The sequence below is a fragment of the Angustibacter peucedani genome (genome assembly GCF_054779595.1).
The window spans coordinates 1-26,732 of sequence record NZ_BAAGXY010000052.1; the positions used below are offsets into that span (position 1 = coordinate 1).

At 73.5% G+C, this 26,732-nt stretch carries 25 protein-coding genes; 9 read left to right on the forward strand and 16 right to left on the reverse strand.

Annotated elements, in window-relative coordinates:
* Positions 1-329, reverse strand: a 329-nt coding sequence (locus tag ACYVJ4_RS10350) for a sigma factor (protein WP_460460048.1), incomplete at its 3' end; no start/stop codon positions are given.
* A gap of 7 nt (positions 330-336) precedes the next feature.
* Positions 337-702 carry a YciI family protein gene (locus tag ACYVJ4_RS10355; RefSeq protein WP_460460049.1) on the reverse strand — a complete coding sequence of 122 codons (366 nt, stop codon included), beginning with the start codon at positions 700-702 and terminating at the stop codon, positions 337-339.
* Positions 703-804: 102 nt separating this feature from the next.
* On the opposite strand from ACYVJ4_RS10355, the gene ACYVJ4_RS10360 reads away from it, so the two are divergent.
* A complete protein-coding gene (locus ACYVJ4_RS10360; RefSeq protein ID WP_460460050.1) occupies positions 805-1,473 on the forward strand; it encodes an MBL fold metallo-hydrolase in 669 nt (222 codons plus the stop codon).
* Positions 1,474-1,551: 78 nt separating this feature from the next.
* On the opposite strand, the gene ACYVJ4_RS10365 is transcribed toward ACYVJ4_RS10360, so the two are convergent.
* The 4 genes from ACYVJ4_RS10365 to ACYVJ4_RS10380 form a co-directional block, all read right to left on the reverse strand.
* Positions 1,552-2,439 carry a phosphoribosylaminoimidazolesuccinocarboxamide synthase gene (locus ACYVJ4_RS10365; protein ID WP_460460051.1) on the reverse strand — a complete coding sequence of 296 codons (888 nt, stop codon included), beginning with the start codon at positions 2,437-2,439 and terminating at the stop codon, positions 1,552-1,554.
* The gene (gene purD / locus ACYVJ4_RS10370; RefSeq protein WP_460460052.1) at positions 2,436-3,719 is read right to left on the reverse strand and encodes a phosphoribosylamine--glycine ligase; all 1,284 of its coding nucleotides are present in this window, start codon (positions 3,717-3,719) and stop codon (positions 2,436-2,438) included. Before purD ends, ACYVJ4_RS10365 begins: the two co-directional genes overlap by 4 nt.
* A gap of 199 nt (positions 3,720-3,918) precedes the next feature.
* Complete coding sequence (locus tag ACYVJ4_RS10375) at positions 3,919-5,328, reverse strand: aminotransferase class III-fold pyridoxal phosphate-dependent enzyme (RefSeq protein WP_460460053.1); 1,410 nt, start codon at positions 5,326-5,328, stop codon at positions 3,919-3,921.
* A 188-nt stretch (positions 5,329-5,516) separates the two neighbouring features.
* Entirely contained in the window at positions 5,517-6,692 is a 1,176-nt protein-coding gene (locus ACYVJ4_RS10380; protein ID WP_460460054.1) for an acyl-CoA dehydrogenase family protein, read from the reverse strand.
* 36 nt (positions 6,693-6,728) lie between these two features.
* Here ACYVJ4_RS10380 and ACYVJ4_RS10385 point away from each other — a divergent pair, with 36 nt between their 5' ends.
* Positions 6,729-7,460 (forward strand): flavodoxin family protein, encoded by a 732-nt coding sequence (locus ACYVJ4_RS10385; RefSeq protein WP_460460055.1) that lies wholly within the window; start codon positions 6,729-6,731, stop codon positions 7,458-7,460.
* On the opposite strand, the gene ACYVJ4_RS10390 is transcribed toward ACYVJ4_RS10385, so the two are convergent.
* The 8 genes from ACYVJ4_RS10390 to ACYVJ4_RS10425 form a co-directional block, all read right to left on the reverse strand.
* Entirely contained in the window at positions 7,457-9,181 is a 1,725-nt protein-coding gene (locus ACYVJ4_RS10390; RefSeq protein ID WP_460460056.1) for a DEAD/DEAH box helicase, read from the reverse strand. The two genes, ACYVJ4_RS10385 and ACYVJ4_RS10390, sit on opposite strands and share 4 nt — an antisense overlap.
* Positions 9,182-9,199: 18 nt before the next feature.
* Positions 9,200-9,835, reverse strand: a complete 636-nt coding sequence (locus ACYVJ4_RS10395) for a GNAT family N-acetyltransferase (RefSeq protein ID WP_460460057.1) — start codon at positions 9,833-9,835, stop codon at positions 9,200-9,202.
* A gap of 8 nt (positions 9,836-9,843) precedes the next feature.
* Complete coding sequence (locus tag ACYVJ4_RS10400; RefSeq protein WP_460460058.1) at positions 9,844-11,133, reverse strand: adenylosuccinate synthase; 1,290 nt, start codon at positions 11,131-11,133, stop codon at positions 9,844-9,846.
* Positions 11,134-11,195: 62 nt separating this feature from the next.
* A complete protein-coding gene (locus ACYVJ4_RS10405; protein ID WP_460460059.1) occupies positions 11,196-12,185 on the reverse strand; it encodes a helix-turn-helix transcriptional regulator in 990 nt (329 codons plus the stop codon).
* Between the two features lie 331 nt (positions 12,186-12,516).
* Positions 12,517-12,930 (reverse strand): DUF3151 domain-containing protein, encoded by a 414-nt coding sequence (locus ACYVJ4_RS10410; protein WP_460460060.1) that lies wholly within the window; start codon positions 12,928-12,930, stop codon positions 12,517-12,519.
* A gap of 114 nt (positions 12,931-13,044) precedes the next feature.
* Positions 13,045-14,007: a type IV toxin-antitoxin system AbiEi family antitoxin domain-containing protein gene (locus tag ACYVJ4_RS10415; protein WP_460460061.1), complete on the reverse strand. Its 963-nt coding sequence runs from the start codon at positions 14,005-14,007 to the stop codon at positions 13,045-13,047.
* Positions 14,008-14,189: 182 nt separating this feature from the next.
* Positions 14,190-15,221: a class II fructose-bisphosphate aldolase gene (gene fbaA / locus ACYVJ4_RS10420; protein ID WP_460460062.1), complete on the reverse strand. Its 1,032-nt coding sequence runs from the start codon at positions 15,219-15,221 to the stop codon at positions 14,190-14,192.
* A 41-nt stretch (positions 15,222-15,262) separates the two neighbouring features.
* Positions 15,263-16,624 (reverse strand): FAD-dependent oxidoreductase, encoded by a 1,362-nt coding sequence (locus ACYVJ4_RS10425; protein ID WP_460460063.1) that lies wholly within the window; start codon positions 16,622-16,624, stop codon positions 15,263-15,265.
* 48 nt (positions 16,625-16,672) lie between these two features.
* Here ACYVJ4_RS10425 and ACYVJ4_RS10430 point away from each other — a divergent pair, with 48 nt between their 5' ends.
* From ACYVJ4_RS10430 to ACYVJ4_RS10455, 6 genes are all read left to right on the forward strand, one after another.
* On the forward strand, positions 16,673-17,479 hold the full coding sequence (locus ACYVJ4_RS10430; protein WP_460460064.1) for an HAD-IIA family hydrolase: 807 nt from the start codon (positions 16,673-16,675) through the stop codon (positions 17,477-17,479).
* 112 nt (positions 17,480-17,591) lie between these two features.
* A complete protein-coding gene (locus ACYVJ4_RS10435) occupies positions 17,592-19,934 on the forward strand; it encodes an SDR family oxidoreductase (protein ID WP_460460065.1) in 2,343 nt (780 codons plus the stop codon).
* Entirely contained in the window at positions 19,934-21,139 is a 1,206-nt protein-coding gene (locus tag ACYVJ4_RS10440) for a zinc-dependent alcohol dehydrogenase (RefSeq protein WP_460460066.1), read from the forward strand. Before ACYVJ4_RS10435 ends, ACYVJ4_RS10440 begins: the two co-directional genes overlap by 1 nt.
* A 40-nt stretch (positions 21,140-21,179) precedes the next feature.
* Positions 21,180-22,760 carry an NPN-dependent hydroxyacid isomerase, LarAH14/15/16 family gene (gene larAH, locus ACYVJ4_RS10445; protein WP_460460067.1) on the forward strand — a complete coding sequence of 527 codons (1,581 nt, stop codon included), beginning with the start codon at positions 21,180-21,182 and terminating at the stop codon, positions 22,758-22,760.
* The gene (locus tag ACYVJ4_RS10450; protein ID WP_460460068.1) at positions 22,757-23,713 is read left to right on the forward strand and encodes a lysophospholipid acyltransferase family protein; all 957 of its coding nucleotides are present in this window, start codon (positions 22,757-22,759) and stop codon (positions 23,711-23,713) included. Before larAH ends, ACYVJ4_RS10450 begins: the two co-directional genes overlap by 4 nt.
* A gap of 78 nt (positions 23,714-23,791) precedes the next feature.
* Positions 23,792-24,184, forward strand: a complete 393-nt coding sequence (locus ACYVJ4_RS10455) for a RidA family protein (RefSeq protein ID WP_460460069.1) — start codon at positions 23,792-23,794, stop codon at positions 24,182-24,184.
* A 6-nt stretch (positions 24,185-24,190) separates the two neighbouring features.
* Here the strand turns inward: ACYVJ4_RS10455 and ACYVJ4_RS10460 are convergent, their stop codons facing one another.
* Complete coding sequence (locus ACYVJ4_RS10460; RefSeq protein WP_460460070.1) at positions 24,191-24,808, reverse strand: TrmH family RNA methyltransferase; 618 nt, start codon at positions 24,806-24,808, stop codon at positions 24,191-24,193.
* Positions 24,809-24,857: 49 nt separating this feature from the next.
* Between ACYVJ4_RS10460 and ACYVJ4_RS10465 the strand changes: the two genes are divergently transcribed.
* On the forward strand, positions 24,858-25,487 hold the full coding sequence (locus ACYVJ4_RS10465; protein ID WP_460460072.1) for a DedA family protein: 630 nt from the start codon (positions 24,858-24,860) through the stop codon (positions 25,485-25,487).
* Between the two features lie 44 nt (positions 25,488-25,531).
* On the opposite strand, the gene ACYVJ4_RS10470 is transcribed toward ACYVJ4_RS10465, so the two are convergent.
* Positions 25,532-26,732, reverse strand: a 1,201-nt coding sequence (locus ACYVJ4_RS10470; protein ID WP_460460071.1) for an LCP family protein, incomplete at its 5' end; no start/stop codon positions are given.

Consider the following 26,732-nt stretch of genomic DNA (forward strand, 5'->3'; position numbering starts at 1 on the left):
GGGTCGACCAGCGCGGCGCGCGCACCCGCCGCCCAGTCGCCCAGCGCCGGCAGCCCCTCGCGCAGCCGGCTCTCGCGCCGCAGCCGGTCGAGCGCGTTGCGCCGCGCGGCCGTGTGCAGCCACGCCGCGGGGGTGTCGGGGATGCCGGTGCGCCGCCAGGTCTGCAGCGCCTCGACCACGGCGTCGGCCACCGCCTCCTCGGCGACGTCGAGGTCGCCGAGGAGGCGGTGCAGCACGCCGACCAGCCGACCCGCCTCCGAGCGCACCACGCGCTCGAGCGCGAGGTCGGAGCCGACGTCGGAGCCGACGTCCGGACCGACGTCCGTCATGCGCAGCTCACATGTCGCCGCTGTGGTCGACGATCGGGCGGATCTCGACGGCCACGCCGGGGAACTCCAGGTTGGGCCAGGTGCGGGTGATGGCGATGGCCGCGTCGAGGTCGGGGACGTCGATGACGCTGAACCCGCCGACGACCTCCTTGGCCTCGCTGAACGGTCCGTCGACGACCACCGGCGTGCCGTCGTCCCCGCGCTTGACCGTGGTGGCGGTGGCGACCGGCTGCAGCTCGGCGCCGCCGTCGGAGAACGACGCCGCGTGCTGCTCGAACCACGCGTAGATCTCGCCGTACACCTGGTCGGCGCGCTCCTGCGGCACCGAGGCGTCGAGGTCGGGACGGTGCGTGAACATCAGGACGTACTTCATGGTGGGCCTCCTCGGCTCCGAGATTGACACCCTCATGACGAACAGCACCAGCGATTCTCGACACCCGTCGCGAAAAGAGTTCTGCGGTGGTTGGGTGGGGCCATGCGACTGACCCACCTCGGCCACGCCTGCCTGCTCGTCGAGCACGACGGAGCCCGGATCCTGGTCGACCCGGGCGGCTTCAGCCGCGGGTTCGAGGAGCTCACCGACCTCGACGCCGTCGTCATCACCCACCAGCACGCAGACCACGTGGACGTCGAGCGGCTGCCCGCGCTGCTCGAGGCCAACGACGGGGCGCGGCTGGTGGCCGAGCCCGAGACCGCCGCCGAGCTGCAGAAGGCGGGCATCACGGCCGAGGCGCTGCACGCGGGTGACGAGCTCGAGCTGGGGGGCGTGCCGGTGCGCGGGGCCGGCGGTCAGCACGCGGTGATCCACCCCGACGTGCCGCGGGTCGGCAACGTCGGCCTGCTGATCGGCACCTCGCGCGCGGCGGGCGGTGACGGGCTGCTGCTGCACCCGGGCGACGCCTACGACGTCGTGCCGGACGACGTCGACGTCCTCGCGCTCCCGCTGTGGGCGCCGTGGACCAAGGTGAGCGAGACGGTCGACTACCTGCGGGCGGTCGCCCCGGCCGTCGCCGTGCCCGTGCACGAGGGACCGCTGCTCCCCCCGGCGCGCGGCATCTACCTCGGTCACGCCACGCGGCTGGCCCCCGAGGGCACGACGCTCACCGACCTCGCGGGCGCCGGCCCCACCGACGTCCTCCCCTGACCCCGGCTCCGGAGGGCACCTTCTTGAGAGTTGGCCCCCGAGAAGGCCCCGGAAGGGCGAACTCCCAGGAAGGTGCCGTCAGAAGTCGGTGCCGGTGAGGCGGCGGTAGGCCTCGAGGTAGGCGGACCGGGTGCGCTCGACGACCTCGGGCGGCAGCGCGGGCGGCGGGACGTCGGAGCGCCGGTCCCAGCCGGACTCCGGCCCGGTGAGCCAGTCGCGCAGCACCTGCTTGTCGAACGACGGCTGCGGCCCGCCCGGCGACCAGCCCTCGACCGGCCAGAACCGCGAGGAGTCCGGCGTCAGCACCTCGTCGCCGAGCACCACGGCCCCAGAGGTGTCGCGCCCGAACTCGAGCTTGGTGTCGGCCAGCACGATCCCCCGCTCGCGCGCGATCGCCTCGGCCCGCGCGTAGATCGCGAGCGTCAGGTCGCGCAGCACCTCGGCGGCATCCGCCCCGACCGTCCCGGCAACCGCCTCGAACGTCACGTTCTCGTCGTGCTCGCCCAGCTCGGCCTTGGTGGCCGGCGTGAAGACCGGCTCGGGCAGCTGCGAGCCGTCGACCAGCCCCGGCGGCAGGGCCACCCCGCACACCGACCCGTCGACCACGTACTCGGCCAGCCCCGACCCGGTCAGGTACCCGCGCGCCACGCACTCGACGGGGTACATGTCGAGCCGCTGCACCCGGATCGCGCGCCCGGCCACCGCGTCGGGCACCGGCCCGTCGACCAGGTGGTTGGGCACGAGGTCCGCGAGCTGGTCGAACCACCACAGCGACAGCTGGGTGAGCACCTTGCCCTTGTCGGGCACCGGCGTCGAGAGCACGTGGTCGTACGCCGAGATGCGGTCGCTCGCGACGACGAGCAGGTGGCCGGACCCGTCGTCCGGCTCGTACAGGTCGCGGACCTTGCCGCTGTAGACGTGGCGGTAGCCATCGACCTCGGGGGCCAACGGGATCCCTGCGATCACGGCTGCTGCACCTCGACCCGGCCGGCGGCCGCGGCGGCCGCGATGTCGCGACGGGCCTGCCCGCCGTCCAGCGTGATCGTATCGAGGGCCGCGTAGGCGACCTCCCGCGCCGCGCCGAGGTCGGGGCCGGTGCCGACCACCGAGAGCACGCGCCCGCCGGACGACGTCACGCCGGCCTCCGTACGCACCGTGCCCGCGTGCAGCACCTCGGCGTTCTCGACGCCGGCTGCGTCCTCGAGCCCGCGCAGGACCCCACCCGTGCGCGGCGCGGCCGGGTACCCCGGGGAGGCCAGCACCACGGTGACGGCGGCGTCCGACGACCAGCGCAGCGGCGGCAGGTCGCCCAGCGTGCCGGTGGCGGCCGCCCTCAGAACCCCCGCCAGCGGCGTGCGCAGCCGGGCCAGAACCACCTGGGTCTCGGGGTCGCCGAAGCGCGCGTTGAACTCCACGACCCGCGGGCCGCGCGAGGTCATCGCCAGGCCGACGTACAGCAGGCCGGCGAACGGCGTCCCGCGCCGGGCCATGGCGTCGACGGTGGGCTGCGCGACCCGCTCGACGACCTCCTCGACCAGCGACGGCGGCGCCCACGGCAGCGGCGAGTACGCGCCCATGCCGCCGGTGTTCGGGCCGGCGTCGTCGTCCTGCAGGCGCTTGAAGTCCTGCGCCGGCGCGAGCGGGACGACGGCGCTGCCGTCGGTGATGCAGAACAGGCTGACCTCGGGGCCGTCGAGGAACTCCTCGACGACGACCTGGGCGTCACCGCCGCGCGCGAGGCAGGCGGCGGCGTGCTCGAGCGCGGCGGCCCGGTCGTCGGTGACCACGACGCCCTTGCCGGCGGCGAGGCCGTCGTCCTTCACCACGTGCGGGGCGCCGAGCGCGTCGAGCGCGTCCTCGACCTCGGCCGTGGTGCGGCACACGTGCGCCATCGCGGTCGGCACGCCCGCCTCGGCCATGACCTGCTTGGCGAAGGCCTTGCTGCCCTCGAGGGCGGCGGCCTCGCGCGACGGCCCGAAGCACGCGATCCCGGCCGCGCGGACGGCGTCGGCGACCCCCGCGACGAGCGGCGCCTCGGGCCCGACGACCACCAGGTCGGCGCCCCAGCCGGTGGCGAGCTCGGCCACCGCGGCGTCGTCCAGCAGGTCGACCGGCAGGCACTCGGCGAGGGCCGCGATGCCCGGGTTGCCGGGTGCGGCGGCCAGCGCGTCGACGTCCGGGTCGCGGGCCAGCGCGACGGCCAGGGCGTGCTCGCGGGCACCGGATCCGAGCACGAGGACCTTCATGGCCGCGAGCGTATCGAGGCCCGGGCAGCACGAAGCCCCCGGGAGGCAGGGGGGTATCTCACGGGGGCTTCGTGGTCACGAGGACGTGTCGCGTGGGGGGATGCGACGGGTGCCCTCGAGGCCGGCGAACCGGCTGCGGGAGAGACTGCCAGACCCGATCGCGACACGCCAGCCCTTGATCCACATTCGCGGCGGATTCTCAGGAAGCCGTCAGCGACACCTCGCCGAGCGCCTCGTCGAGCAGGTCCAGGCCGAGCCGGGCCTCGTCGTCCGAGACGGTGCACGGCGGCACCACGTGCAGCCGGTTCATGTTGACGAAGGGCAGCAGGCCGCGGCGCTTGCAGGCGCCGACCAGCGCGGTCATGGGCGCGGCGTCCTGACCTGCGGCGTTGTACGGCACGAGCGGCTCGTGGGTGGCGCGGTCGCGCACCAGCTCGAGCGCCCAGAAGACGCCGAGGCCGCGCACCTCGCCGATCACCTCGTGCCGCTCGGCCAGGCGGGCCAGGCCCGGCCCGAGCACCTCGGTGCCGATGCGGGCGGCGTTCTCGACGATCCGCTCGTCGGTCATGGCGGTGATGGTGGCGACGGCGGCGGCGCAGGCCAGCGGGTGGCCCGAGTAGGTCAGGCCGCCGGGGTAGGGGCGGTCGCGGAACGTCTCGTAGATCGCGTCGCTGACCAGGACGCCGCCGAGCGGGACGTAGCCGCTGTTGACGCCCTTGGCGAACGTGATCAGGTCGGGGACGACGGGACCGCCGCCGGTGGCCGAGAAGTGGTCGACGGCGAACCACGCGCCGCTGCGGCCGAACCCGGCCATGACCTCGTCGGCGATCCAGCAGATGCCGTAGCGGTCGCACAGGTCGCGGACGCCGGCCAGGTACGCGGGCGGCGGCACCATGATCCCCGCGGTGCCGGGGATGGTCTCGAGCACGATCGCGGCGATGGTGCTCGGCCCCTCGAGCTGCACCACCTGCTCGAGGTGCTCGAGCGCGCGGGCGCACTCCTCGTCGTCCGTGGTGGCGTGGAAGGCCGAGCGGTAGGTGTACGGGCCGAAGAAGTGCACGACGCCCTCGGCGCCGCTGTCGTTGGCCCAGCGGCGCGGGTCGCCGGTGAGGTGGATCGCCGCCTGGGTGTGCCCGTGGTAGCTGCGGTAGCGGCTGAGCACCTTGCGTCGGCCGGTGTGCAGCCGGGCCATGCGGACGGCGTTCTCGACCGCCTCGGCGCCGCCGTTGGTGAAGAAGACGTGGTTCAGGCTGTCGCCGGGCGCGCGCTCGACGACCAGCCGGGCCGCCTCGCTGCGGGCGTCGTTGGCGTGCTGCGGCGCGATGGTGCAGAGCTTGGCGGCCTGCTCCTGGATGCCGCGCACCACCGCCGGGTGCTGGTGGCCGATGTTGGTGTTGACCAGCTGGCTGCTGAAGTCGAGCAGGGGGCGACCCGCGCCGTCCCAGACCCAGCTGCCCTGCGCCTGCGTGACCACCATCGGGTCGAGCGCGCCCTGGGCCGACCAGCTGTGGAAGACGTGCGCGCGGTCGAGGTCGTGGGTCCGCTGCACGGCCTGCGGGTCGAGCTGCGGCGGCGCGGGGGCGAGGGACTCGACGGTCACGGTGCTCATGCCCGCCAGCGTAGGTCGCACCGGCGGGCGGCGCCGTTGCACAGTGCCAGCCCCTCGCCGTCCGCGACCGACACTCCGTCAGCCCCCGACCCTTTCCCTCACCGGAGCCGGTTTCCCTCGCAGATGCCGCTCGGAGGCCCCTCGGAGCGGCATCTGGGAGGGAAACCGGCCTGACGGAGGGAAAGGCGTCAGCCGCGGAAGGCGTCGAGGCCGGTGAGGGCCTGCCCGACGACGAGGGTGTGCACCTCGGAGGTGCCCTCGTAGGTGAGCACCGACTCCAGGTTGTTGGCGTGCCGCAGCACGGGGTACTCCAGCGAGATGCCGTTCGCGCCCAGGATCGTGCGGCACTCGCGGGCGATCGCCAGGGCCTCGCGCACGTTGTTGAGCTTGGCCACGCTGACCATCTGCGGCGTCGCGCGCCCGGCCTCCTTGGCGCGGCCGAGGTGGTGCGCCAGCAGGAACGCCTTGTCGAGCTCGAGCGCCATGTCGGCGAGCTTGGCCTGGGTGAGCTGGAAACCGGCGATCGGCTTGCCGAACTGCACCCGGTCGACGGCGTAGGCGATGGCCGTCTCGAGGCAGTCGCGCGCCGCGCCGAGCACGCCCCACACGATCCCGAACCGCGCCTCGGTCAGGCACGACAGCGGGCCCTTGAGCCCGCGCACCCCGGGCAGCACCGCGGACGACGGGAGCCGCACGCCGTCCATGACCAGCTCGGAGGTCACCGAGGCGCGCATGGACAGCTTCGCCTTGATGAGCGGCGCGCTGAAGCCCGGGGAGTCGGTCGGGACGACGAAACCGCGCACGCCGTCGTCCGTCATGGCCCACACGACCGCGACGTCGGAGACGGACCCGTTGGTGATCCACATCTTCGAGCCGTCGAGCACCCAGTCGTCGCCGTCGCGGCGGGCGCGGGTGCGCATGCCCCCGGGGTCGCTGCCGTGGTCGGGCTCGGTCAGCCCGAAGCAGCCGATCGCCTCGCCGGCGGCCATCCGCGGCAGCCACTCCTGCTTCTGCTCCTCGGAGCCGTAGGCGTGGATGGCGTACATCGCCAGGCTGCCCTGCACCGACACCATCGAGCGCACGCCCGAGTCGGCGGCCTCGATCTCCATGGCCGCGACGCCGTAAGCCACGGCGTTCAGGCCGGCGCAGCCGTACCCCTCGAGGTGCATGCCGAGCACGCCGAGCTTGCCGAACTCGAGCGCGAGCTCGCGCGCCGGCAGCGTGCCCTGCTCGAACCACTCGGCGAGGTGCGGCCGCACGTGCTCGTCGACCATCGCGCGCACGGACGACGCGATGTCGCGCTCGTCGTCCGTGAGCAGGTCGGTCAGCCGCAGGAGGTCCAGGGGGGCGGTGCGCTCAGCCATGGCGCACATGGTGGCACGCGGAGCATGATCACCCGTATGAGCCAGCCGCCCGCCGCGTACGACGACCTGAAGGCCGTCTTCATCAACTGCACGCTGACCCGGTCGCCGGGCGCGTCGCACACGCAGACCCTGATGGACCGCTCGATCGAGATCATGCAGTCGGTCGGGGTGGGCGTCACCACCATCCGCGCGGTCGACCACGAGATCGCCACCGGCGTGCAGCCCGACATGACCGAGCACGGCTGGGACCGCGACGACTGGCCGGCGATCCAGCAGCAGGTCATGGACGCGCAGATCCTCGTCGTCGGGACGCCGATCTGGTTGGGGGACAAGAGTTCTGTGGCCACGCGCGTGGTCGAGCGGCTGTACAGCTACTCGGGCGAGCTGACGCCCGACGGGCAGTACGCGTACTACGGCCGGGTCGGCGGCGTGCTCGTCACGGGCAACGAGGACGGCGTCAAGCACTGCGCCATGAACCTGCTGTACTCGTTGCAGCACCTGGGCTACACGATCCCGCCGCAGGCCGACGCCGGCTGGATCGGCGAGGTGGGTCCGGGCGCGAGCTACGGCGACCCCGGCGAGGACGGCGCGCCGCCGATCGGGTTCGACAACGACTTCACCAACCGGAACACGACGTTCATGACGTGGAACCTGCTGCACCTGGCCCGCATGCTGAAGGACGCCGGCGGCGTGCCCGCGTACGGCAACCAGCGGCCGCGGTGGTTCGAGGGCGAGCGGTTCGGGTTCCACAACCCCGAGTACCGCTAGCGGCGCGACGACCGCCCGCCACCCGGGGCGTCGCGGTCGCGCCGGGCCGTCACCCGCCGGCCCTTGACCCGCGTGCCGCGCAGGGCCTGCAGCACCTCGTCGGCGGCACCGGCCGGCACCTCGACCAGCGAGAACCGCTCGGTGATCTCGATCGAGCCGACGTCCTTGCCGGTCAGCCGGGTCTCGCCGGCGATCGCGCCCACCAGGTCGGCCGGCCGGATGCCCGCCGCTCGCCCGAGCGAGACGTACAGCCGGGCCATGCCCTCGCCCGGACCACGACGCCCACCACCTGGGGCCGGACGCCCCTCGCGACCGGCCGGACGACGTCCGGCGTCGCCCGCCGGCACGCTCGCCTCGGGGATCTCGTCCTCGTCCTCGTCGCCCCCGGTGGTGGTCGCCTCGTGCGCGAGCTTCACCGCGGCCAGCGCCACCTGCACGACGTCGAAGTCGTCGGTGAGCGTGTCGACGACGACGCGGAACCGCTCGAGGTCGTCCTCGACCAGGCTCTCGTGCAGCGCGGCGCGGGTGAGCTCGAGCCGCCGCGCCCGCAGGTCGGCCGTCGTCGGCACCTTCTGCACCGCGATCTTCTGCCGGGTGCTGCGCTCGATGGACTTGAGCATGCGGTGCTCGCGCGGCTCGGCCAGCGTGATCGCGACGCCCTCGCGACCGCCGCGACCGACGCGGCCGATGCGGTGCACGTAGGACTCGGCCGCCGCGGGCACCTCGTAGTTCACGACGTGGGTCAGGTGGTCGATGTCGAGGCCGCGCGCAGCGACGTCGGTGGCGACCAGCAGGTCGGCGGTACCGGCGCGCAGCCGTCCCATGACGCGGTCGCGCTGCTCCTGGTTCATGCCGCCGTGCAGCGCCTCGGCCCGGTAGCCGCGACCGTTCAGCGTCTCGGTGAGCTCGTCGACCTGCTCGCGGGTGCGGCAGAACACGATCGCCGCGGTGGGCGACTCGACGTCCAGCACCCGGCCCAGCGCGGCCGGCTTGTGAGCCCGGGACACGACGTACGCGGTCTGCCGCACCAACGGCGCCTCGCCGGACGACGGCACCGCCCGCTCGATCTCGACGCGCACCGGGTCGCGCAGGTGCCGGCGCGCGATCCCGTTGATGCGCGAGGGCATCGTGGCCGAGAACAGCACCGTCTGCCGGGTCTCGGGGACGGCGGACAGGATGGTCTCGAGGTCCTCGGCGAACCCCATGTCGAGCATCTCGTCAGCCTCGTCCAGCACCACGACGGCCACGGCTGACAGGTCGAGCGTGCCGCGGTTGATGTGGTCGATGGCGCGGCCCGGCGTGGCCACGACGACGTCGACGCCGCGGTCGAGCTCGCGGAGCTGGCGCCCGATCGGCTGCCCGCCGTAGATCGGCAGGACGCGCGCGCCGAGCCCGCGACCGTACCGGTGCAACGCTTCTGAGACCTGCATGCACAGCTCGCGCGTCGGCACGAGCACCATCGCGGTCGGCGCGCGGCCGCGGTCGCCCGCGTCGCCGCCCTGCAGCCGGTGGAGCAGCGGCAGCGCGAACGCGGCCGTCTTGCCGGTGCCCGTCGCGGCCTGGCCGAGCAGGTCGTGCCCCGCGAGCAGCTGCGGCACGGCCGCCCACTGGATCGGCGTCGGCTCCTCGTATCCCAACGACGCCAACGCCTCCAGCAGCTCGGGCCGCAGCCCGAGGTCCGCGAACGTCCGGGTGCTCTCGCTCTCGCTGTCACCGGTCATGCCCGATCCTCCCAGGCCTCAGCGCAGCCGGGCGAGCAGGCCGTCACGCACGGCCGGCCACTCGATGTCCAGCACGCTGAACACCACGGTGTCGCGGAACGACCCGTCGGCGCGGCGCTTGTGCCGGCGCAGCACGCCCTCGCGGGTGGCGCCGAGCTTGGCGATCGCGGCCTGCGAGCGGTCGTTGATGGCGTCGGTCTGCAGCTTGACCCGGCCGAGCCCGCAGTCCTCGAACAGGTGCTGCAGCAGGAGCAGCTTGCACTCGGGGTTGACCGGACCACCCCACCAGCGTGGCCCGTAGCCGGTCCAGCCGACGTGGGCGCGCTCGTCGGCCAGCACCACGTCGCCGATGCTCGTCGTCCCGACCACCGTTCCGGCCGGGCCGAGGTCGCCGTCCGCGACGAGCCGCACGGTGTACGCGACGCGGTAGCGCGGGTCGTCGGGACCGAGCTCGCGGTCGCGGACGCCGGCCCGGGTCCAGGCGCGCATGCCGTCGGCGTCGCGGGGGCGCCCGGCCGGGCCGCCGCCGAACCCGGCGGCGTACACGCGCTCGTCGTCCAGGGCCGCGAACAGCTCGGCGGCGTCGTCCTCGACCATCGGGTCGAGCCGGACGACGGAGCCCACCAGGGAGCGGGCGTCAGGGGCGCTGACCACCGACGACCTCAGCCGCCCAGCAGGTCGTGCCGGACGACGATCTGGTCGCGCCCGGGACCGACGCCGACCGCCGACACCCGCTGGCCCACCATCTGCTCGACCGTCTCGACGTAGTGGCGCGCGTTGGCGGGCAGCTCGTCGAAGCTGCGGCAGTGCGTGATGTCCTCCCACCAGCCGGGAAGCTCCTCGTAGATCGGCGTCGCGTGGTGGAAGTCGCTCTGCGTCATGGGCATCTCGTCGTGGCGCACGCCGTCGACGTCGTACGCCACGCAGACCGGGACCTTCTCGAGCCCGCTGAGGGTGTCGAGCTTGGTGATGACGAAGTTGGTGACGCCGTTGACGCGCGCGGCGTAGCGGCCGATGACGGCGTCGAACCAGCCGCAGCGGCGCGGGCGGCCCGTGGTGGTGCCGTACTCGCCGCCGGTCTTGCGCAGGAACTCGCCCATGTCGTCGTGCAGCTCGGTCGGGAACGGCCCCTCGCCGACGCGGGTCGTGTAGGCCTTGAGGATCGCGACGACGCGGTCGACCCGGTTGGGCGCGATGCCCGAGCCGGTGCACGCGCCGCCGGCGGTCGCGCTCGAGGAGGTGACGAAGGGGTAGGTGCCGTGGTCGACGTCCAGCAGCGTCGCCTGGCCGGCCTCGAGCAGCACGGTGCGGCCGTCGTCCAGCGCCTTGCTCAGCAGCAAGCCGGTGTCAGACACCATGGGGCGCAACGCTTCTGCGTGTTCGAGCAGCTCCTCGACGACCTCGTCGACCGTGATGGCGCGACGGTTGTAGATCTTCACGAGCAGCTGGTTCTTCAGGTCGAGCGCGCCCTCCACCTTCTGCCGCAGGATGCCCTCGTCGAACAGGTCCTGCACCCGGATGCCGACGCGGTTCATCTTGTCGGCGTACGTCGGCCCGATGCCGCGGCCGGTGGTGCCGATGCGGCGGCTGCCGAGGAAGCGCTCGGTCACCTTGTCGAGCACCCGGTTGTACGGCGGGATGACGTGCGCGTCGGCGCTGACCACCAGGCGGCTGGTGTCGACGCCGCGCGCCTGCAGGCCCTCCAGCTCTTCGAAGAGCACCGCGAGGTCGACCACGACGCCGTTGCCGATGACCGGTGTGCAGCCGGGCGTGAGGATGCCGGAAGGCAGCAGGTGCAGGGCGTACTTCTCGTCGTCGATGACCACGGTGTGGCCGGCGTTGTTGCCGCCGTTGAACTTCACGACGTAGTCGACGCGGCTGCCGAGCAGGTCGGTGGCCTTGCCCTTGCCCTCGTCGCCCCACTGGGCGCCGACGAGCACGATGGCGGGCATGCGGGTACCTGCTTTCCTGGCGGACGGACGGCCGCGCCGGAGGGGCGCAGCCGCCGCCGAGGCTACCGAACCTGGCCGCGCCCGAGCATGCCGCGCCGCTCGGCGACCACGCCGAGCTGGAAGCGCGTGTGCACGCTGAGCTCGTCCATCAGCTCGGCCACGCGCCGGCGCACGGTGCGGACGCCGATGCCGAGGTAGCGCGCGATCGCCTCGTCCTTGAAGCCGCTGGCGAGCAGCGCGAGCAGCCGGGTCGAGGCGTCCTGCTCGAGGTCCTCGTCCGGCACCGGGAGCCCGCCGGCCCAGGCCTCGTCGAACACCGCCGTGAACGCCGCGACGAGCAGCGGCATCCGCACCAGCACCGCGGTCGAGGCCGTCGTCCCCCACCGCGGCGCCGAGATGACCGCCTCCTCGCCGAGCACCACGAACTCGGCCGGCACCCGCTCGACGACGCGCTGCCGCTCGCCGACCTGCGCCCACTCGCGCACCCAGGCCAGGTGCTGCGGGTCGTCCAGCACGGTCACCGGGTAGATCGAGCGCAGCTCGCGTCCGGCCTCGACCGCCGCTCGGGCGCGGTTCTCGACGCCGGAGTCCGTGGCCGCACCAGCGGCGACCTCGAGGTGGAACGAGCGGATGGTGCCGGTCGTCGTCCGCAGCAGCTCCTCGACGGTGGCCGGCAGCGCGTCGGCCGGGATGACGTCGAGGGACGTCGGGTCGAGGACGTCGACGCGCCCGGCCGGGTGGTCGGCCGAGAAGTCGCCGACGGCAGCGGCGACGTCCTCGAGCTCGCGCCGGCGCAGGTCGATGCGGGCGGTCTCGCGGTCGACGAGCCGGCTCAGCGCGGCGCGCGGGTGCGGGGCGACGAGGTGGGCCTCGAGGTCCTGGCGGACCAGGCGCAGCTCGACCAGCGGCAGCATCGCGGTGGTGGTGCGCTCGACGCTCCAGCCGAGGGCGTCGGCGTGCTCGGACAGGCCCAGGCCGTCCTGCCGCAGCACCCGCCGGTAGAGCCGCTCGGAGTCCTCGCCGATGCCGAACGTCGTCAGGACGGTGCTCACGAGCCGGCCCGCCGACGTCCGGCCGCGCGCTCGACCATGACAGCGGTGGATGTCATGGTTGGCATCTTAGTGCCATTGGCAGGAACGTGACAGACAGAACGGCTCTGACCAGGCAGAATCGACGGCGGCGAGAGCGCGGCCGGTGCAGGGGTCGGCCGCGATCTCGGGTCGTGCCAGCAGGGCGTCCAGCACGTCCGCCGTACGGGGCAGTGCGGCGGGCGACCAGGGAGCTGGACCAGCCGGGGGCTGGTGACGACCAGGGGATCGAGAGCGCCGACCTCGCACGAGGTCGGCGCTCTCGGGCGTCCGGGGGGTTGTGCGGGGGCTCGGGTCAGCCGAGCTCGGCCGCGGCCTCGGGGTCGCAGTCGCGCAGGAAGGTGACGCAGCGCTCGTGCTCGGCGTCCTCGCCGATCTCGCCGGCCGCGACGCCGAGGGCGTGCAGCGCGCGCAGGAAGCCCCGGTTGGGCTCGTGCGACCACGGCACCGGGCCCTGGCCCCGCCAGCCGGAGCGGCGCAGCGCGTCGAGGCCGCGGTGGTAGCCGGTGCGCGCGTAGGCGTAGCCCTCGACGGTGCGGCCGGCCGCGAGCGCCTGCTCGGCGAGCACGGCCCAGGGGAGGCTCGCGGCGGGGTGGGCGGCGGCGAGCGCCGCGGCGCCCTCACCGCGGGCGAGCGCTGCCGCCACCGAGAGCTCGGGCTCGTCGGCCAGGCGCGTGGGCGGGATGCCGAGCAGGTTGTCGTGCGACATCCCCCCATCCTGCCCCACAGCAGTTGATCACGTTGTGCATGGCTAGCCCTGCTGTCCAAGGGCTGCAGGCCTGGGAAAGCGCGCGCAACCCTTGGAGAGTTGCCAGCCTCACCATCAGGCCAGCGCCCGCTGGCGCCCTCGCGCGAAAGCCTGCTGCAGCCGGGCTCTCACCAGGGCGAGGTCCTGCACCTCCGACCACGTGAACCGGACGACGGACCAGCCCGCGCGCTCGATCGCCAGCTCGCGCTGCCGCTCGCGCCACGCGACGTCCGACGCCTGCTCCCCGGCTCTCAGCAGTCGCCCGTACTTGATCCGCCCGTCGAACTCGCCGACCACGCGATGCTCGCGCCAGCCGAAGTCGCTGCGGTACGTCCCCCTGTCGGTGACGACCTCGAGCTGCAGGACGTCGGGCGGCTGGCCGACTGCGGTGAACGCCCAGCGAGCGAGCGACTCGCCAGGGGACTCGGCACGTCCGTCGGCGGCGAGCAGCGCCCTCGCCGCTCGCCGCGAACCGGGCCAGTCGCGGCACGAGTCCAGCAGCGCGCGCAGGACGGCGGCGTCGACCCCGGCCGCCAGCGCCGCGTCGGCGACGACCAGCCCCGACCGCTCGGGGACGACGCGCGCGACGTCGAACGCGGTACGGGCCAGGGCGGTCACGGGCAGGATCCCGACGTCCAGGCGCTGGTCCTGGGGCACCTCGCCCCGGTGGTGCCAGACACCCGACTCGTGACGCGCCGACCGGCGTCCAGCAGCCGCAGTCACGTTCACCTCGGTCAGGTCGACGTCCACCAGCGGCAGGCCGTGCACCGCAGCGGCCGAGGCGTGGCTGACCACGTGCTCGCCGGTGAGGGTGAGGTGCGCCGCGTGCACCTGCACGACGTGCCAGGACGCCGGGTCGAGGTCGCGCCCGAGCTCGGCTGCGACGTAGGTCCCGCGCCGCGGCCGCACCAGCCAGCGCCGCTGCACCGCGCGCTGGAGCTCGCCGGCGTCGACCCCGGCGTCCAGCGCCTGGGCCGTGGTGAACACGCCGCCCTGACGGCGGGCAGCCTCGGACAGCCGGGCAGGCAGAGGGTGCATGCCGGCCACGGTGGCCGTCTTCCGCGGACGACGACTAGCGGCCCGTCACCACGTGTGGACGACGGGACGCGGGCTTGCACCTGTGGACGACGGCACTGTCCAAGGGTTGCGAGTGCTTGGCACGGTCTGCAGACCTTGGAAAGCAGCCCTAGCCATGCACAACGTGATCAACTGGCGAGGGGTCAGCGGGCTGTGTGGCCGGCGCTGCGGAGGTTCTGGCAGGCCTCGACGACGCGGGCGGCCATGCCCTCCTCGGCGGCCTTGCCCCAGGCGCGGGGGTCGTAGGCCTTCTTGCTGCCGACCTCGCCGTCGACCTTGAGCACGCCGTCGTAGTTGAGGAACATGTGCGCGGCCGCGGGGCGGGTGAACGCGTACTGCGTGTCGGTGTCGACGTTCATCTTCACCACGCCGAAGTCGACCGCCGCCGCGATCTCGGAGGCCAGCGAGCCCGACCCGCCGTGGAAGACCAGGTCGAACGGCTTGCTCCCCGCCGCCAGCCCCTTCGCCGCCACGACCGCCTCCTGCGCCTGCTGCAGGATCTCGGGGCGCAGCTTGACGTTGCCCGGCTTGTAGACGCCGTGGACGTTGCCGAACGTCAGCGCGGTCAGGTAGCGCCCGTGCTCGCCGAGCCCCAGCGCCTCGACCGTCGCCACGGCGTCCTCTGGCGTCGAGTACAGCTTGTCGTCGATCGCGCCGACGACGCCGTCCTCCTCGCCGCCGACGACGCCGACCTCGATCTCCAGGACGACGTTCGCGCGGTGGCACGCGTCGAGCAGCTCGCGCGCGATCTGCAGGTTCTCGTCGAGCGGCACGGCCGAGCCGTCCCACATGTGCGACTGGAACAGCGGCAGCTCGCCGCGCGAGACCCGCTCCTGCGACACCGCGAGCAGCGGTCGCACGAAGCCGTCGAGCTTGTCCTTCGGGCAGTGGTCGGTGTGCAGCGCGATCTGGACGTCGTAGTTCTTGGCGACCTCGTGCGCGTAGGCCGCGAGCGCCACCGAGCCGGCGACCATGTCCTTGACCGTCGGGCCGGACAGGTACTCCGCGCCGCCGGTCGAGACCTGCACGATGCCGTCGCTCTCGGCCTCGGCGAAGCCGCGGATCGCGGCGTTCAGCGTCTGCGAGGAGCTGACGTTGATCGCGGGGTACGCGAACGCGCCGGCCTTGGCGCGGTCGAGCATGTCGGCGTACGACTCGGGCGTGGCGATGGGCATCGTCGCTCCTGGGAGGTCGGTCGGGCGGGCCTGCGAGAAACCTACAGCCGCTCGGCGAGCTTGCGGCAGGCGATCGCCACCGGGTCCCACACGGGCGAGAACGGCGGGCAGTACGCGAGGTCGGCCTCGGCGACGTCCGCCGCGGTCAGCCCCGCCCACAGCGCCATGGCCGCGACGTCGACCCGCTTGCCCGCACCGCGACCGCCGACCAGCTGCGCGCCGAGCAGCCGGCCGGTGCCCTTCTCGCCGGTGACCATGACGGTCACGGGGTCGGACTCGGGCATGTAGCCGGCCGCGGTCGTCGACTCGAGGACGACGGTCTCGACGTCCCAGCCACGCGCCTCGGCCCACGACGGCAGCACGCCGGTGCGCGCGACCTCGGCGTGCCCCGCACGGGTGATCGCCGTGCCGACCGAGCCGGCGAAGCGCGCCGTGCCCCCGCCGAGGTTGGTGCCGACGACGCGCCCGAGCTTGTTGGCGTGGGTGCCTAGCGGCGTGTACCAGTGCACCTCGAGCACCCGGTCCCACACCTCGCAGCAGTCCCCCGCCGCCCAGACACCGTCCTGCAGCCGACCGGTGTCGTCCGGGACCAGCCCGCCGTGCTCGCCGACCCCCAGACCGGCGTCGGTCAGCAGCGACACCCGCGGGCGCACCCCGAGGGCCAGCGCGACGACGTCCGCGCGCAGCTCGCGACCCCCGACGCAGGCCGTGCGCACCTGCCCGTCCTGGGACTCGAGCTCGTCGACCTCGGTGCCGGTGATCACCTCGACCCCGGCCTGCTCGAGCCCCTGCCGCACCAGGGCGCCCATGCGCGGGTCGAGCGAGTTCGCCATCGGCTCGCCGCTGCGGGTGACGAGCGTGGTGCGCAGGCCGCGCCGGGCGAACGTCTCGGCCGCCTCGACGCCGATGAAGCCCCCGCCGACGACGAGCGCGCACTCGGGCGCCGGGCCGCGCTCGGCGGCCAGCAGCGCGCGCCAGGTGCGGCCGTCGTCCAGCGTCTTGACCGGCATCACGCCCGGGACGTCGACCGCCCACTCCGGCACCAGCGGCGCCGCCCCGGTCGCCACCAGGACGTCGTCGAAGCCGATCCGCTCGTCGGAGCCGTCCGTGCGCACGACGACCTCGCCGCGGTCGAGGTCGACCTCGGTCACCTCGGCACCGAGCCGCAGGTCGATGCCGTTGGCCCGGTGCTGCTCGGCGGTGCGCGCCACGAGCGCGTCGCCGCTCTCGACGTCCCCCGCGACCCAGTACGGGATGCCGCACTGGCTGTACGAGACGTGGTCGGTGCGCTCGAGCGCCACGACCTCGAGGTCGAGCCCGGTGCGGCGCGCGACGCGCAGTGCCTGGCTCGCCGCGCTCATGCCCGCGGCGTCGCCCCCGATCACCACGAGCCGGCGGGTCATGCTGGCGACGGTATCCCGCCGGGTGCGCGCGGCTGCCACCATGGGCCCATGAGCACCCCGAAGCCCGTCGACACCTGGCTCACGGACATGGACGGCGTCCTGGTGCACGAGGAGCACGTGATCCCCGGCGCCCCCGAGTTCATCGCCGCGCTGCAGCGCTCGGGCCGCCGGTTCCTGGTGCTCACCAACAACTCGATCTACACCCCGCGCGACCTGCGAGCCCGCCTGTCGCGCAGCGGGATCGAGCTGCCCGAGGACTCCATCTGGACGTCAGCGCTGGCCACCGCGCAGTTCCTCGACGACCAGCGGCCGGGCGGCTCGGCGTACGTCATCGGCGAGGCGGGGCTCACGACCGCGCTGCACGACGTCGGCTACGTGCTGACCGAGCGCGACCCGGACTACGTGGTGCTCGGCGAGACGCGCACCTACTCGTTCGAGGCGATCACCCGCGCGATCCGGCTGATCGAGGCCGGCGCCCGCTTCATCGCCACCAACCCCGACGCGAGCGGCCCGTCGACCGAGGGGTCGCTGCCCGCCACCGGCTCGGTCGCGGCCCTGATCGAGCGGGCCACCGGCGTCCGCCCGTACTTCGTGGGCAAGCCCAACCCGCTGATGATGCGCAGCGCGCTCAACCAGATCGACGCGCACTCGGAGTCGACAGTCATGATCGGCGACCGCATGGACACCGACGTCGTCAGCGGGCTCGAGGCGGGCCTGCGCACCGTGCTCGTGCTCACCGGGTCGACCCGCGCGGACGCCGTCGAGCGCTTCCCCTACCGCCCGACCCGGGTGGTCGACTCGATCGCGGACGTCGTCGAGCTCGTCGAGCGCCTCTCGCCCCCGGTCGAGGGGTAGCGGCGCCGGTCGGACCCGTCCCCGCGGGCCTCCGCTCCGAAGTGGTTGGATGCTGGCGGACGCCGGGTGGCACGTCGGTCTGCCCGGACGCGTCGGGGACGAGGAGGACTGCGTGCGACTGAGGGACCGGCTCGACGGTCGGCGCGTCCTGATCACCGGGGTCACCGGCTTCGTCGGCGAGGCCCTGCTGCAGCGCATGCTCACCGAGATCCCGGGCGCGCGACCCGTCGTCCTCGTGCGGCCGAAGTCCGGCCAGCCCGGACGCGACCGCATCGCCGGGCTGCTCGCCAAGCCGACGTTCGCGAGCGCGGTCGAACGGGCAGGTGGGGCGGACGCGCTGCTCGAGCAGGTGGACGTGATCGAGGGCGACCTCGGCGCCGTGCCCGAGCTGCCCACCGACCTGGACGTCGTCGTGCACTGCGCGGGCGACGTGTCGTTCGACCCGCCGATCCAGGACGCCTTCACCACCAACGTCAACGGCACCCACGCGCTGGTCAAGCGGGTGCTGGAGGCGAGCGCCGCGGCCGAGAAGCCGATCCACTACGTGCACGTCTCGACCGCGTACGTCGGCGGCCGTCGGCGCGGGGCCGTCCCCGAGCGGTCGGTCGCGCACGACGTCGACTGGCGCACCGAGCGCGACGCCGGCATCCGGCTGGCGCAGCAGATCGAGGACGACTCGCGCCGGCCCGAGGTGCTCGCCCAGCTCAGCACCGAGGCCGAGCGCGAGCACGGCCGCGCCGGGCCCATCACCTCCGCGCAGGACGCCGAGAAGCGCCGCCGCGACTGGGTCAAGAAGCAGCAGCAGCAGGCCGGTGGCGAGCGGGCCCGCAGCCTGGGCTGGACCGACGTCTACACGTTCACCAAGGCCATGGGCGAGCGCGTGGTCGAGGAGCTCACGTCCGGGACGTCGAAGGACGCACCGGGCCTGCCCGCGATCCCCGTGAGCGTCGTCCGGCCCAGCATCATCGAGTCCGCCCTGACCTGGCCCCACCCGGGCTGGATCGAGGGCTTCAAGATGGCCGAGCCGATCATCCTGGCCTACGGGCGCGGCGAGCTCCCCGAGTTCCCCGCCGCCCCGGACTCGGTCGTGGACGTCGTCCCGGTCGACCACGTGGTCAACGCGCTGCTCGCCGTCTGCGCCACCGACCCCGAACCCGCTGCACCGCAGTACTTCCACGTCTCGTCCGGCGCGCGCAACCCGCTGACGTTCCGCCGGCTCTACGAGCTGGTGCGCGAGTACTTCGACAAGCACCCGTTCGACCTCGGCGAGCGCGGCGCGGTGCCGCTGGCGACCTGGCGGTTCCCGGGCTCGGAGCGGGTCGAACGCGTTCTCGTGCAAGGCGAACGAGCCCACCGGTTGGCCGACCGCGCGCTCGGCATGGTGCCGAGGTCGGACCGCGCGCGGGAGTTCTCGCGCGAGCTCGACCGCACCCGCCGCCGGCTCGAGTTCCTGCGCCGCTACCTCGACCTGTACCGCTCGTACACGCAGGTCGAGCTGCAGTTCGTCGACGACAACACCCTGGCGCTGCACCGTGCGCTCGACCCCGCGGACCTCGAGCTGTTCGGCTTCGACACCGCGATCGTCGACTGGACCGAGTACATCCGCGACATCCACTGCCCGTCGGTCACCGAGCCGATGCGCAAGTACGACGTCATCCGCAAGCGCCGGCAGGCGCAGGGCGACCCCGGTCCGCGCAAGATCGACGGCGACGCGGGCGAGCCCGGCGCGCGGGTGCTCGCGGTCTTCGACATGGACGGCACCCTGCTGTCCAGCAACGTGATCGAGACCTACCTGTGGCTGCGGCTGCCCGAGCTCGACGGCATGGGCCGCGCCCGCGAGATCGGCCGGCTGCTGCGGCGCATGCCCTCCTACGTCGGCGCCGAGCGCCGCGACCGCGGTGGGTTCCTGCGCGCTGTCTACCGCCGTTACGCCGGGGCCGACCTGCACGAGCTCGACAGCCTGGTCGACGAGGTCATCGCGCCGCACGTGCTCGAGCGGGTCAGCGGTGCCGCGCTGCGCCGGATCCGCGAGCACCGCGCCGCCGGCCACCACACCGTGCTGCTCACCGGGGCGATCCGCCCCCTGACCCGCCCGCTCGCTCCGCTGTTCGACCACGTGGTCGCGGCCGAGCTGGGCGTCGACGCCCGGGGTCGCGCCACCGGCTTCCTCGCCGCGCCCCCGCTGGTCGGCGAGTCCCGCGCGGCCTGGCTGGTGCGCTACGCCGAGGTCAACGGCTTCGACCTCACCCGCTCGTACGGCTACGCCGACAGCCACTCCGACCTGCCGCTGCTGCGCGCGGTCGGCAAGCCGACGGCCGTCTCGCCCGACGTCCCGCTCTACCGCGCGGCACGAGCCGCCCGCTGGCCGGTCGAGACCTGGCGGACGCCGCCCGCCACCTCGCGCGGCCGGGTGCCCGACGTCCGCCACGACACCACCGGGGTGAGCCTGCCGTGATGCTGGCGCTCGAGATGTTCCGCTCGATCCCGCGGTTCGCCGCTGCGCGGGTCGCCGGCGGCCGCATGCCCGGCCTGCTCGTCGGGCCGATGGCGCCGGTGCGGCTGGTCACGCGGGACGAGCCGGTGGTGCGCCGCCCCGGGTGGGCGCAGGTGCGGCCGCTGCTGTCGGGCATCTGCGGCTCGGACCTCGGCGCGGTCACCGGCTCGACGTCGCTGTACTTCTCGGCGCTGGTGTCGATGCCGTTCGTGCCCGGCCACGAGGTGGTCGGCGAGCTGGTCGAGGACTGCGAGGACCTGCCGAAGGGCACCCGCGTCGTCGTCGACCCGGTGCTCGCCTGCGCCGCCCGCGACGTCGCGCCGTGCGAGCCGTGCCGCACCGGGCGCACCAACCTCTGCGACCACGTGACCGTGGGCCACATCGCGCCCGGCCTGCAGACCGGCTTCTGCCAGGACACCGGCGGCGGCTGGGGCGAGCGCCTCACGGTGCACCGCTCGCAGCTGCACGCCGTGCCCGACGGGCTCTCGGACGAGCGGGCCGTGCTGGTCGAGCCGCTGGCCTGCGCCGTGCAGCTGGCGCGCCGGGCGCAGGTGCCGGCGGGCGGCTCGGTGCTGGTGTCGGGTGCGGGCGCCGTCGGCCTGTTCGCGGTGCTGGCGCTGCGCGAGCTGACCGACGCCGGTCGCATCACGGTCATCGCCAAGCACGGCCGCCAGGCCGACCTCGCGCGGGCGTTCGGCGCCTCCGACGTCGCCGCGCCCGACGAGGCGATGCGATCCGTCCGCCGCACGACGCGGGCGCTGCGGGTTGCGCCGCAAGGACTTCCGGTCGCGGCCTCGAGGCTGAGCGGCGCCAGCGAGATGCTGCTCGGCGGGGTCGACGTCGGCATCGACGCGGTGGGCTCGACGTCGTCCCTCGACACCGTGCTGCGCTCGACCCGCGCCGGTGGCCGGGTGGTGCTGTCGGGCATGCCGGCCTCGGCCGACCTCTCGCCGGCGTGGTTCCGCGAGCTCGAGGTCGCCGGCACCTACGCCTCGACCGGCGACGCGTTCGACGTGGCGCTGCGGCTGGCCGCCGAGGCGCCGCTGGACGACGTCGTCAGCGGTCGCTACCCGTTGCACCGCTGGCGCGAGGCCCTCGACCACGCCCACTCGGCCGGCCGGCTCGGCACGGTCAAGGTCTGCTTCGACGTCCGGAGCCGAGCATGACGGCCACCGGGCAGAACCGTTCCCACGCAAGGAGAAGCTCGTGACCCGCCCCGGTTTCGTCCTGGAGGTCGACGACCGCACGCCGCCCCTCGTGGTGCACGAGGGCGAGGGGTTCCGGCTCGAGACCTTCCCGCGCGGCACGCGGGTGGTCTACCCGCCGGAGGCCCTGCCCGGCATCCGGGACGTCGACGGCGCGATCCGCCGCGCCCTGCTCGAGCCCGTGGGCAGCGACCCGCTGCCGACGCTGCTGCACGCCGGCATGCGGCTGACGATCGCGTTCGACGACATCTCGCTGCCGCTGCCGCCCATGGTCAAGCCCGACATCCGCCAGCGGATCATCGAGCAGGTGCTGACGATGGCGGCCGAGGCCGGCGTCGACGACGTCGAGATCATCTCGGCCAACGCGCTGCACCGCCGGCTCACGGCGTCCGAGCTGAAGGAGATCGTGGGCGAGCGCGTGTTCCGCTCGTTCTTCCCGCAGGGCGCGCTCTACAACCACGACGCCGAGGACAAGGACAACCTGCTGCACGTCGGCCAGACCGACCGCGGCGAGGACGTCGAGATCAACCGTCGCGCGGCCGAGAGCGACCTGCTGGTCTACGTCAACGTGAACCTCGTGGCGATGGACGGCGGCCACAAGTCGGTGCCGATCGGCCTGGCGTCGTACAAGAGCCTGCGGCACCACCACAACAGCCACACGATGGTGCACTCGCGCTCGTTCATGGACCACACCAAGTCGGCCATGCACCACAGCGCCTGGCGCATGGGGCGGTTCCTCGCCGACCACGTCAAGATCTTCACGATCGAGACGACTCTCAACAACGAGGTCTTCCCGTCCCAGTTCTCGTTCCTGCAGAAGCGCGAGTGGGAGTGGGGCGTCAAGGACCAGGCGTCGATGCTCGCCGCCCGCCGCGGCCTGGCCGTCGCGCCGAAGGGGCTGCGGCACAACGTCTTCCAGGGCATGCGCGCGCCGTACGGCCTGACGGGCGTGAACGCCGGCGAGACCGAGGCCGTGCACGAGCTGACCGTCGCCAAGGTGCACGAGCAGCAGATGGTCGAGGTGCAGGGCCAGAGCGACGTCCTGGTGCTCGGCGTCCCGTACCTGGGTCCCTACAACGTCAACTCGGTGATGAACCCGATCCTCGCGACCTGCATGGGGCTCGGCTACTACTTCAACAGCTACCGGGGCCAGCCCGTCGTCCGCAAGGGCGGCGCGGTGATCCTGTACCACCCGGTCGAGCCGGACTTCAACCAGCTGCACCACCCGAGCTACGTCGACTTCTACGAAGAGGTGCTCACCACCTCGACCGACCCGGCGGTGATCGAGGCGAAGTTCGAGGAGCAGTACGCGACCGACCCCTGGTACATCCACCTGTACCGCACCTCGCACGCGTACCACGGCGTCCACCCGTTCTACATGTGGTACTGGGCGGCGCACGCCATGGACCACGTGGGCGACGTGATCTGGGTGGGCGCCGACCGCAAGGCCGTGGAGCGCATGGGGTTCCGGGCCGCGTCGTCCCTGCAGGACGCGCTCGAGATGGCGTCCGGCACCGTCGGGCGCTCGCCGTCCATCACCTACCTGCGCAACCCCCCGCACCTCGTCGCGGACGTGCGATGAGCGGTCCCGTCGTCCACGTCGCCCGGCACGTGCTGTCGGGCCAGCTGCTGCGCGGAGCGCGGCAGGACGTGCGCATGGTCGCCAAGGGCTGGCGCTGGGGACGGCGCTCGATGGTGCCGCGCTCGGCCGAGCCGTTCGTGCTGCCGAAGCAGTCCGAGCCGTTCCCCACGGCGTGGGCCCGCAAGCGCGGGGCGGTCGCGGTGCGCGACGGCATCCAGCGCTTCGGCCTGGCCCCGCTGCTGCGCCACGAGGTCAAGCCGACGGTGCACGGGCTCGACGTCCTGGACGACGTCGACGGGCCGGTCGTGTTCGTCGCCAACCACACCTCGCACCTCGACACCCCGCTGATCCTCTGCACGCTGCCTGACGCGTGGCGGCGCAAGACCGCGGTGGCCGCCGCGGCCGACTACTTCTTCGACACCTGGTGGCGCGCAACAGGTTCGGCGATGGTCTTCAACACCTTCCCGATCGAGCGGCGCTCGGGCTCGCTGTCGTCGACACCTGGCGACCTGCTGGACGACGGCTGGAGCGTCGTGGTGTTCCCCGAGGGCACCCGCTCCCCCGACGGCTGGACCCGTACCTTCCGGCACGGCGCCGCGTTCTTGTCGGTGCACCACGACGTGCCGGTGGTGCCGATCGGCATCCGCGGCTCGTTCGCCGCGATGCCGCGCGGCCGGGGCTGGCCGGTGCCTGGCCGACCGCCGGTGACCGTGCGCTTCGGCCGTCCGCTGCTCGCCGCCGAGGGCGAGGGCCCGCGCGAGCTCGGCGCCCGGGTCGAGGCCGCCGTGGCGCAGCTCGTCGACGAGGACCAGAGCACCTGGTGGGAGGCGACCCGCCGCGCGGCGTCCGGCCGCACGCCGTCGACCGCCGGACCGGACGTCGCCCGCTGGCGGCGGGTGTGGGGCCAGACGGCCGCCCCCGCCGTCCGGTCGCACCGCCGCGTCTGGCGCTGACCCCTCCCGCTCCGTCGAGGCACTGGCGCACGGCCGGCGTCGTCTGGGAACCTCCGTGGTCTGACCCGAGGAGGCCACGTGCCGCGCCAGACCATCACGACGCCGGACGCCCCGAGCTCGCCGCTGTACGGCCAAGGAGTCCGGGCCGGCACCCTGGTCGTCGTCTCCGGCACCACCGGGATGGACCCCGCGACGCGGTCGATGGCCGGGCCGACGATCCAGGACCAGACGCGCCAGGCGTTGCAGAACTGCCGTGCGGTCCTCGAGGCCGGCGGCGCCACGCTCGACGACGTGGTCGAGGTGGGCGTGCTGCTCACGCACCCGTCCGACTTCGACGGTCTGAACGAGGAGTACGCGCGCTGGTTCGGCGACCAGCCACCGGCGCGCTACGTGGCCGCGCTCGGCGTCGACCTCCCAGGGGTCCTCGTCTCGATCCGGATGACCGCGGTCGTCGAGGACCCGGCGCGGTAGCTCGCCTCAGGACGGCGGGACGTCGGCGTGCTGGGTGACCCAGGTGTGCAGGGCGATCGCGGCCGCGGCGCCCGCGTTGATCGACCGGGTCGAGCCGAACTGCGCGATGTGCAGGACGTCGGCGCAGGCCTCGCGCGCCGCGGCTGACAGCCCCGGCCCCTCCTGGCCGAGCAGCAGCACGCACGCGCGCGGCAGGGCGTACCCCTCGAGCGGCACCGACCCCGGCAGGTTGTCGACGCCCAGCAGCGGCAGCCCCGCCCCGGCCGCCCACGTCGCCAGCGCGTCGACGTCCGGGTGGTGGTGCAGGTGCACGTACCGGTCGGTGACCATCGCGCCGCGCCGGTTCCACCGCCGGTTGCCGACGACGTGCACGCCGGCCGCGTTGAACGCGTTGGCGGTGCGGACGACGGAGCCGATGTTGAGGTCGTGCTGCCAGTTCTCGACGGCGACGTGGAACGGGTGGCGCCGCGTGTCGAGATCGGCGACGACCGCCTCGACGGTCCAGTACCGGTAGCGGTCGACGACGTTGCGGCGGTCGCCCTCGGCCAGCAGCTGCGGGTCGTACCGGTCGTCGTCCGGCCACGGGCCCTCCCACGGCCCGACCCCGATCTCCACAGGATCCACCCGGCGAGGGTAAGCGAGACCCTCCGGCTCACCTACGCTGGAGCGCGTGATGCACGCACTCGGCCCGTCGTGGCTCGACCCCCAGCACCTGATCGACACCTACGCGCTGCCGGGCACGCTGCTCGTGGTGTTCATCGAGTGCGGGCTCTTCTTCTTCCTGCTCCCCGGCGACTCGCTGCTCTTCACGGTGGGCCTGCTGGTCAAGGAGGGCACGCTGAAGGAGCCGCTGTGGCTCGTGCTCGTGCTGCTCGTGGCGGCGGCCTTCGCGGGCAACGTCGCGGGGTACGAGATCGGGCGGGCGGCCGGGCCGCGGGTCGTGCGCCCCGGTTCGCGGTGGATCAAGCAGAAGCACGTCGACCAGACCACGGCGTTCTTCGAGCGGCACGGCGCGCGGGCGCTGGTGCTCGGCCGCTTCGTGCCCATCGTGCGCACCTTCATCACGCTGATCGCCGGCGTCGGCCGCATGGACCGCCGCACCTTCTACGTCTACAGCGGCATCGGTGCCGTGCTGTGGGCCGTCGGCGTCACGCTGCTCGGCTACTTCGTCGGCACGGTGCCGTTCGTGCGCAACAACATCGAGGCGATGCTCATCGTCGTCGTGCTGTTCTCGGTGCTGCCCATCGGGTTCGAGTGGCTGCGCCACCGCCGTCAGCGGACGAGCACCAGCACCGACGCCTGACCGGCTGAGCCGGCTGACCCTGCTAGGTCGGTTGAGCCGGGCGGTCAGCCGACCTGCTGAGCGATCTTCGCCTGCTCCTCGGCGATGCTGCGCAGCTTCTCGGTGTCGCTGCGCTTGAGCGCCGACCACACCTCGGCCGCCTTGTCGTCGTCGATCAGCACGACCGAGCCAGCGCCCTCGCGCGTGCCCGATCCCGACACCGGCAGCGTGAGCGACAGGCCCTTGCCACCGGCCGCGCCCTTCATGCCGAGGACGAAGCGCGCGAGCGCCATCGGGCCGGTGTGCTCGTCGACCGTGAGGGCGCTGCCGCCGGAGGACGCGAGCGGGAACGTGCGGAACGGGTTGACGAGCGTGCCGGGCGTCGTGGCCTTGCTGACGATGGCCGCCAGCACCTCGCGCTGCCGCTCGACCCGGCCGAGGTCGCCGCGCGGGTCCGAGTGCCGGGCCCGGGCGTAGCCCAGGGCGGTCGGGCCGTCCGCCTGCTGGCAGCCCTTCTTCAGGTTGATGCCGGCGTCCTTGTCCTTCATGGTGCGCTTGGGGCAGATCTGGATGCCGCCGACCGCGTCGACCATGGACGCGAAGCCGCCGAAGCCGATCTCGGCGTAGTCGTCGATCTGCACGCCGCCCATGCCCTCGATGGTGCGCGCGAGCAGCTTGGGCCCGCCGAAGGCGAAGGCCGCGTTGATCTTGTTGTGGTCGTGGCCCGGGATCGCGACGTAGCTGTCGCGCGGGATGCTCATCAGCACCGTGGGGCCGCCGCCGGCGGGGACGTGCAGCAGCATGATCGTGTCGGTGCGCTGGCCGACGTCGCCCGCACCGGTGTGCAGCTTCTTGATCTGGGCCTTGGTCAGGCCCTTGCGCGAGTCGGAGCCGACGACGAGGTAGGTGCGGCCCGGGGTCGCGGCGGTGTCGGTCGGCAGCGCGTCGACCCGGCCCAGGTGGTTCCAGGCGACCAGGAGCAGCGCCACCGGGTAGGCGATGATCGCCAGCACGACCACGAGCACGATCGACTTGACCGGCACCCGGCGTCGCCGACGTCCGGCACCGGGGACGTCGGACGACGAGCTGCCGCGCCCACCACGCCCACCACGCCCACCGCGCCCGCCGTCGGACCCGGCGCCGTCACCGTCGCCCGAGCCCGGTCCTGCGCCGTACGCGTACCCCGCCGCAGCGGCGTCCGGACGACGGCTGCCGGCGGCCGCCGTCCCGCCGGGTCGCGTGCCGGGCGGGAGCACGCCCGCGCCG

What these genes read in the sequence shown, in the direction of transcription:
- ACYVJ4_RS10430 (WP_460460064.1), top strand. Translation starts at nt 16,673, where the DNA reads ATGAGCACCCCGAAGCCCGTCGACACCTGGCTCACGGACATGGACGGC.
- fbaA (WP_460460062.1), bottom strand. Translation starts at nt 15,221, where the DNA reads ATGCCCATCGCCACGCCCGAGTCGTACGCCGACATGCTCGACCGCGCC.
- ACYVJ4_RS10360 (WP_460460050.1), top strand. Translation starts at nt 805, where the DNA reads ATGCGACTGACCCACCTCGGCCACGCCTGCCTGCTCGTCGAGCACGAC.
- purD (WP_460460052.1), bottom strand. Translation starts at nt 3,719, where the DNA reads ATGAAGGTCCTCGTGCTCGGATCCGGTGCCCGCGAGCACGCCCTGGCC.
- ACYVJ4_RS10385 (WP_460460055.1), top strand. Translation starts at nt 6,729, where the DNA reads ATGAGCCAGCCGCCCGCCGCGTACGACGACCTGAAGGCCGTCTTCATC.
- ACYVJ4_RS10390 (WP_460460056.1), bottom strand. Translation starts at nt 9,181, where the DNA reads ATGACCGGTGACAGCGAGAGCGAGAGCACCCGGACGTTCGCGGACCTC.
- ACYVJ4_RS10380 (WP_460460054.1), bottom strand. Translation starts at nt 6,692, where the DNA reads ATGGCTGAGCGCACCGCCCCCCTGGACCTCCTGCGGCTGACCGACCTG.
- ACYVJ4_RS10400 (WP_460460058.1), bottom strand. Translation starts at nt 11,133, where the DNA reads ATGCCCGCCATCGTGCTCGTCGGCGCCCAGTGGGGCGACGAGGGCAAG.
- ACYVJ4_RS10415 (WP_460460061.1), bottom strand. Translation starts at nt 14,007, where the DNA reads ATGCACCCTCTGCCTGCCCGGCTGTCCGAGGCTGCCCGCCGTCAGGGC.
- ACYVJ4_RS10465 (WP_460460072.1), top strand. Translation starts at nt 24,858, where the DNA reads ATGCACGCACTCGGCCCGTCGTGGCTCGACCCCCAGCACCTGATCGAC.
- ACYVJ4_RS10440 (WP_460460066.1), top strand. Translation starts at nt 19,934, where the DNA reads ATGCTGGCGCTCGAGATGTTCCGCTCGATCCCGCGGTTCGCCGCTGCG.
- ACYVJ4_RS10355 (WP_460460049.1), bottom strand. Translation starts at nt 702, where the DNA reads ATGAAGTACGTCCTGATGTTCACGCACCGTCCCGACCTCGACGCCTCG.
- ACYVJ4_RS10425 (WP_460460063.1), bottom strand. Translation starts at nt 16,624, where the DNA reads ATGACCCGCCGGCTCGTGGTGATCGGGGGCGACGCCGCGGGCATGAGC.
- ACYVJ4_RS10450 (WP_460460068.1), top strand. Translation starts at nt 22,757, where the DNA reads ATGAGCGGTCCCGTCGTCCACGTCGCCCGGCACGTGCTGTCGGGCCAG.
- ACYVJ4_RS10410 (WP_460460060.1), bottom strand. Translation starts at nt 12,930, where the DNA reads ATGTCGCACGACAACCTGCTCGGCATCCCGCCCACGCGCCTGGCCGAC.
- ACYVJ4_RS10375 (WP_460460053.1), bottom strand. Translation starts at nt 5,328, where the DNA reads ATGAGCACCGTGACCGTCGAGTCCCTCGCCCCCGCGCCGCCGCAGCTC.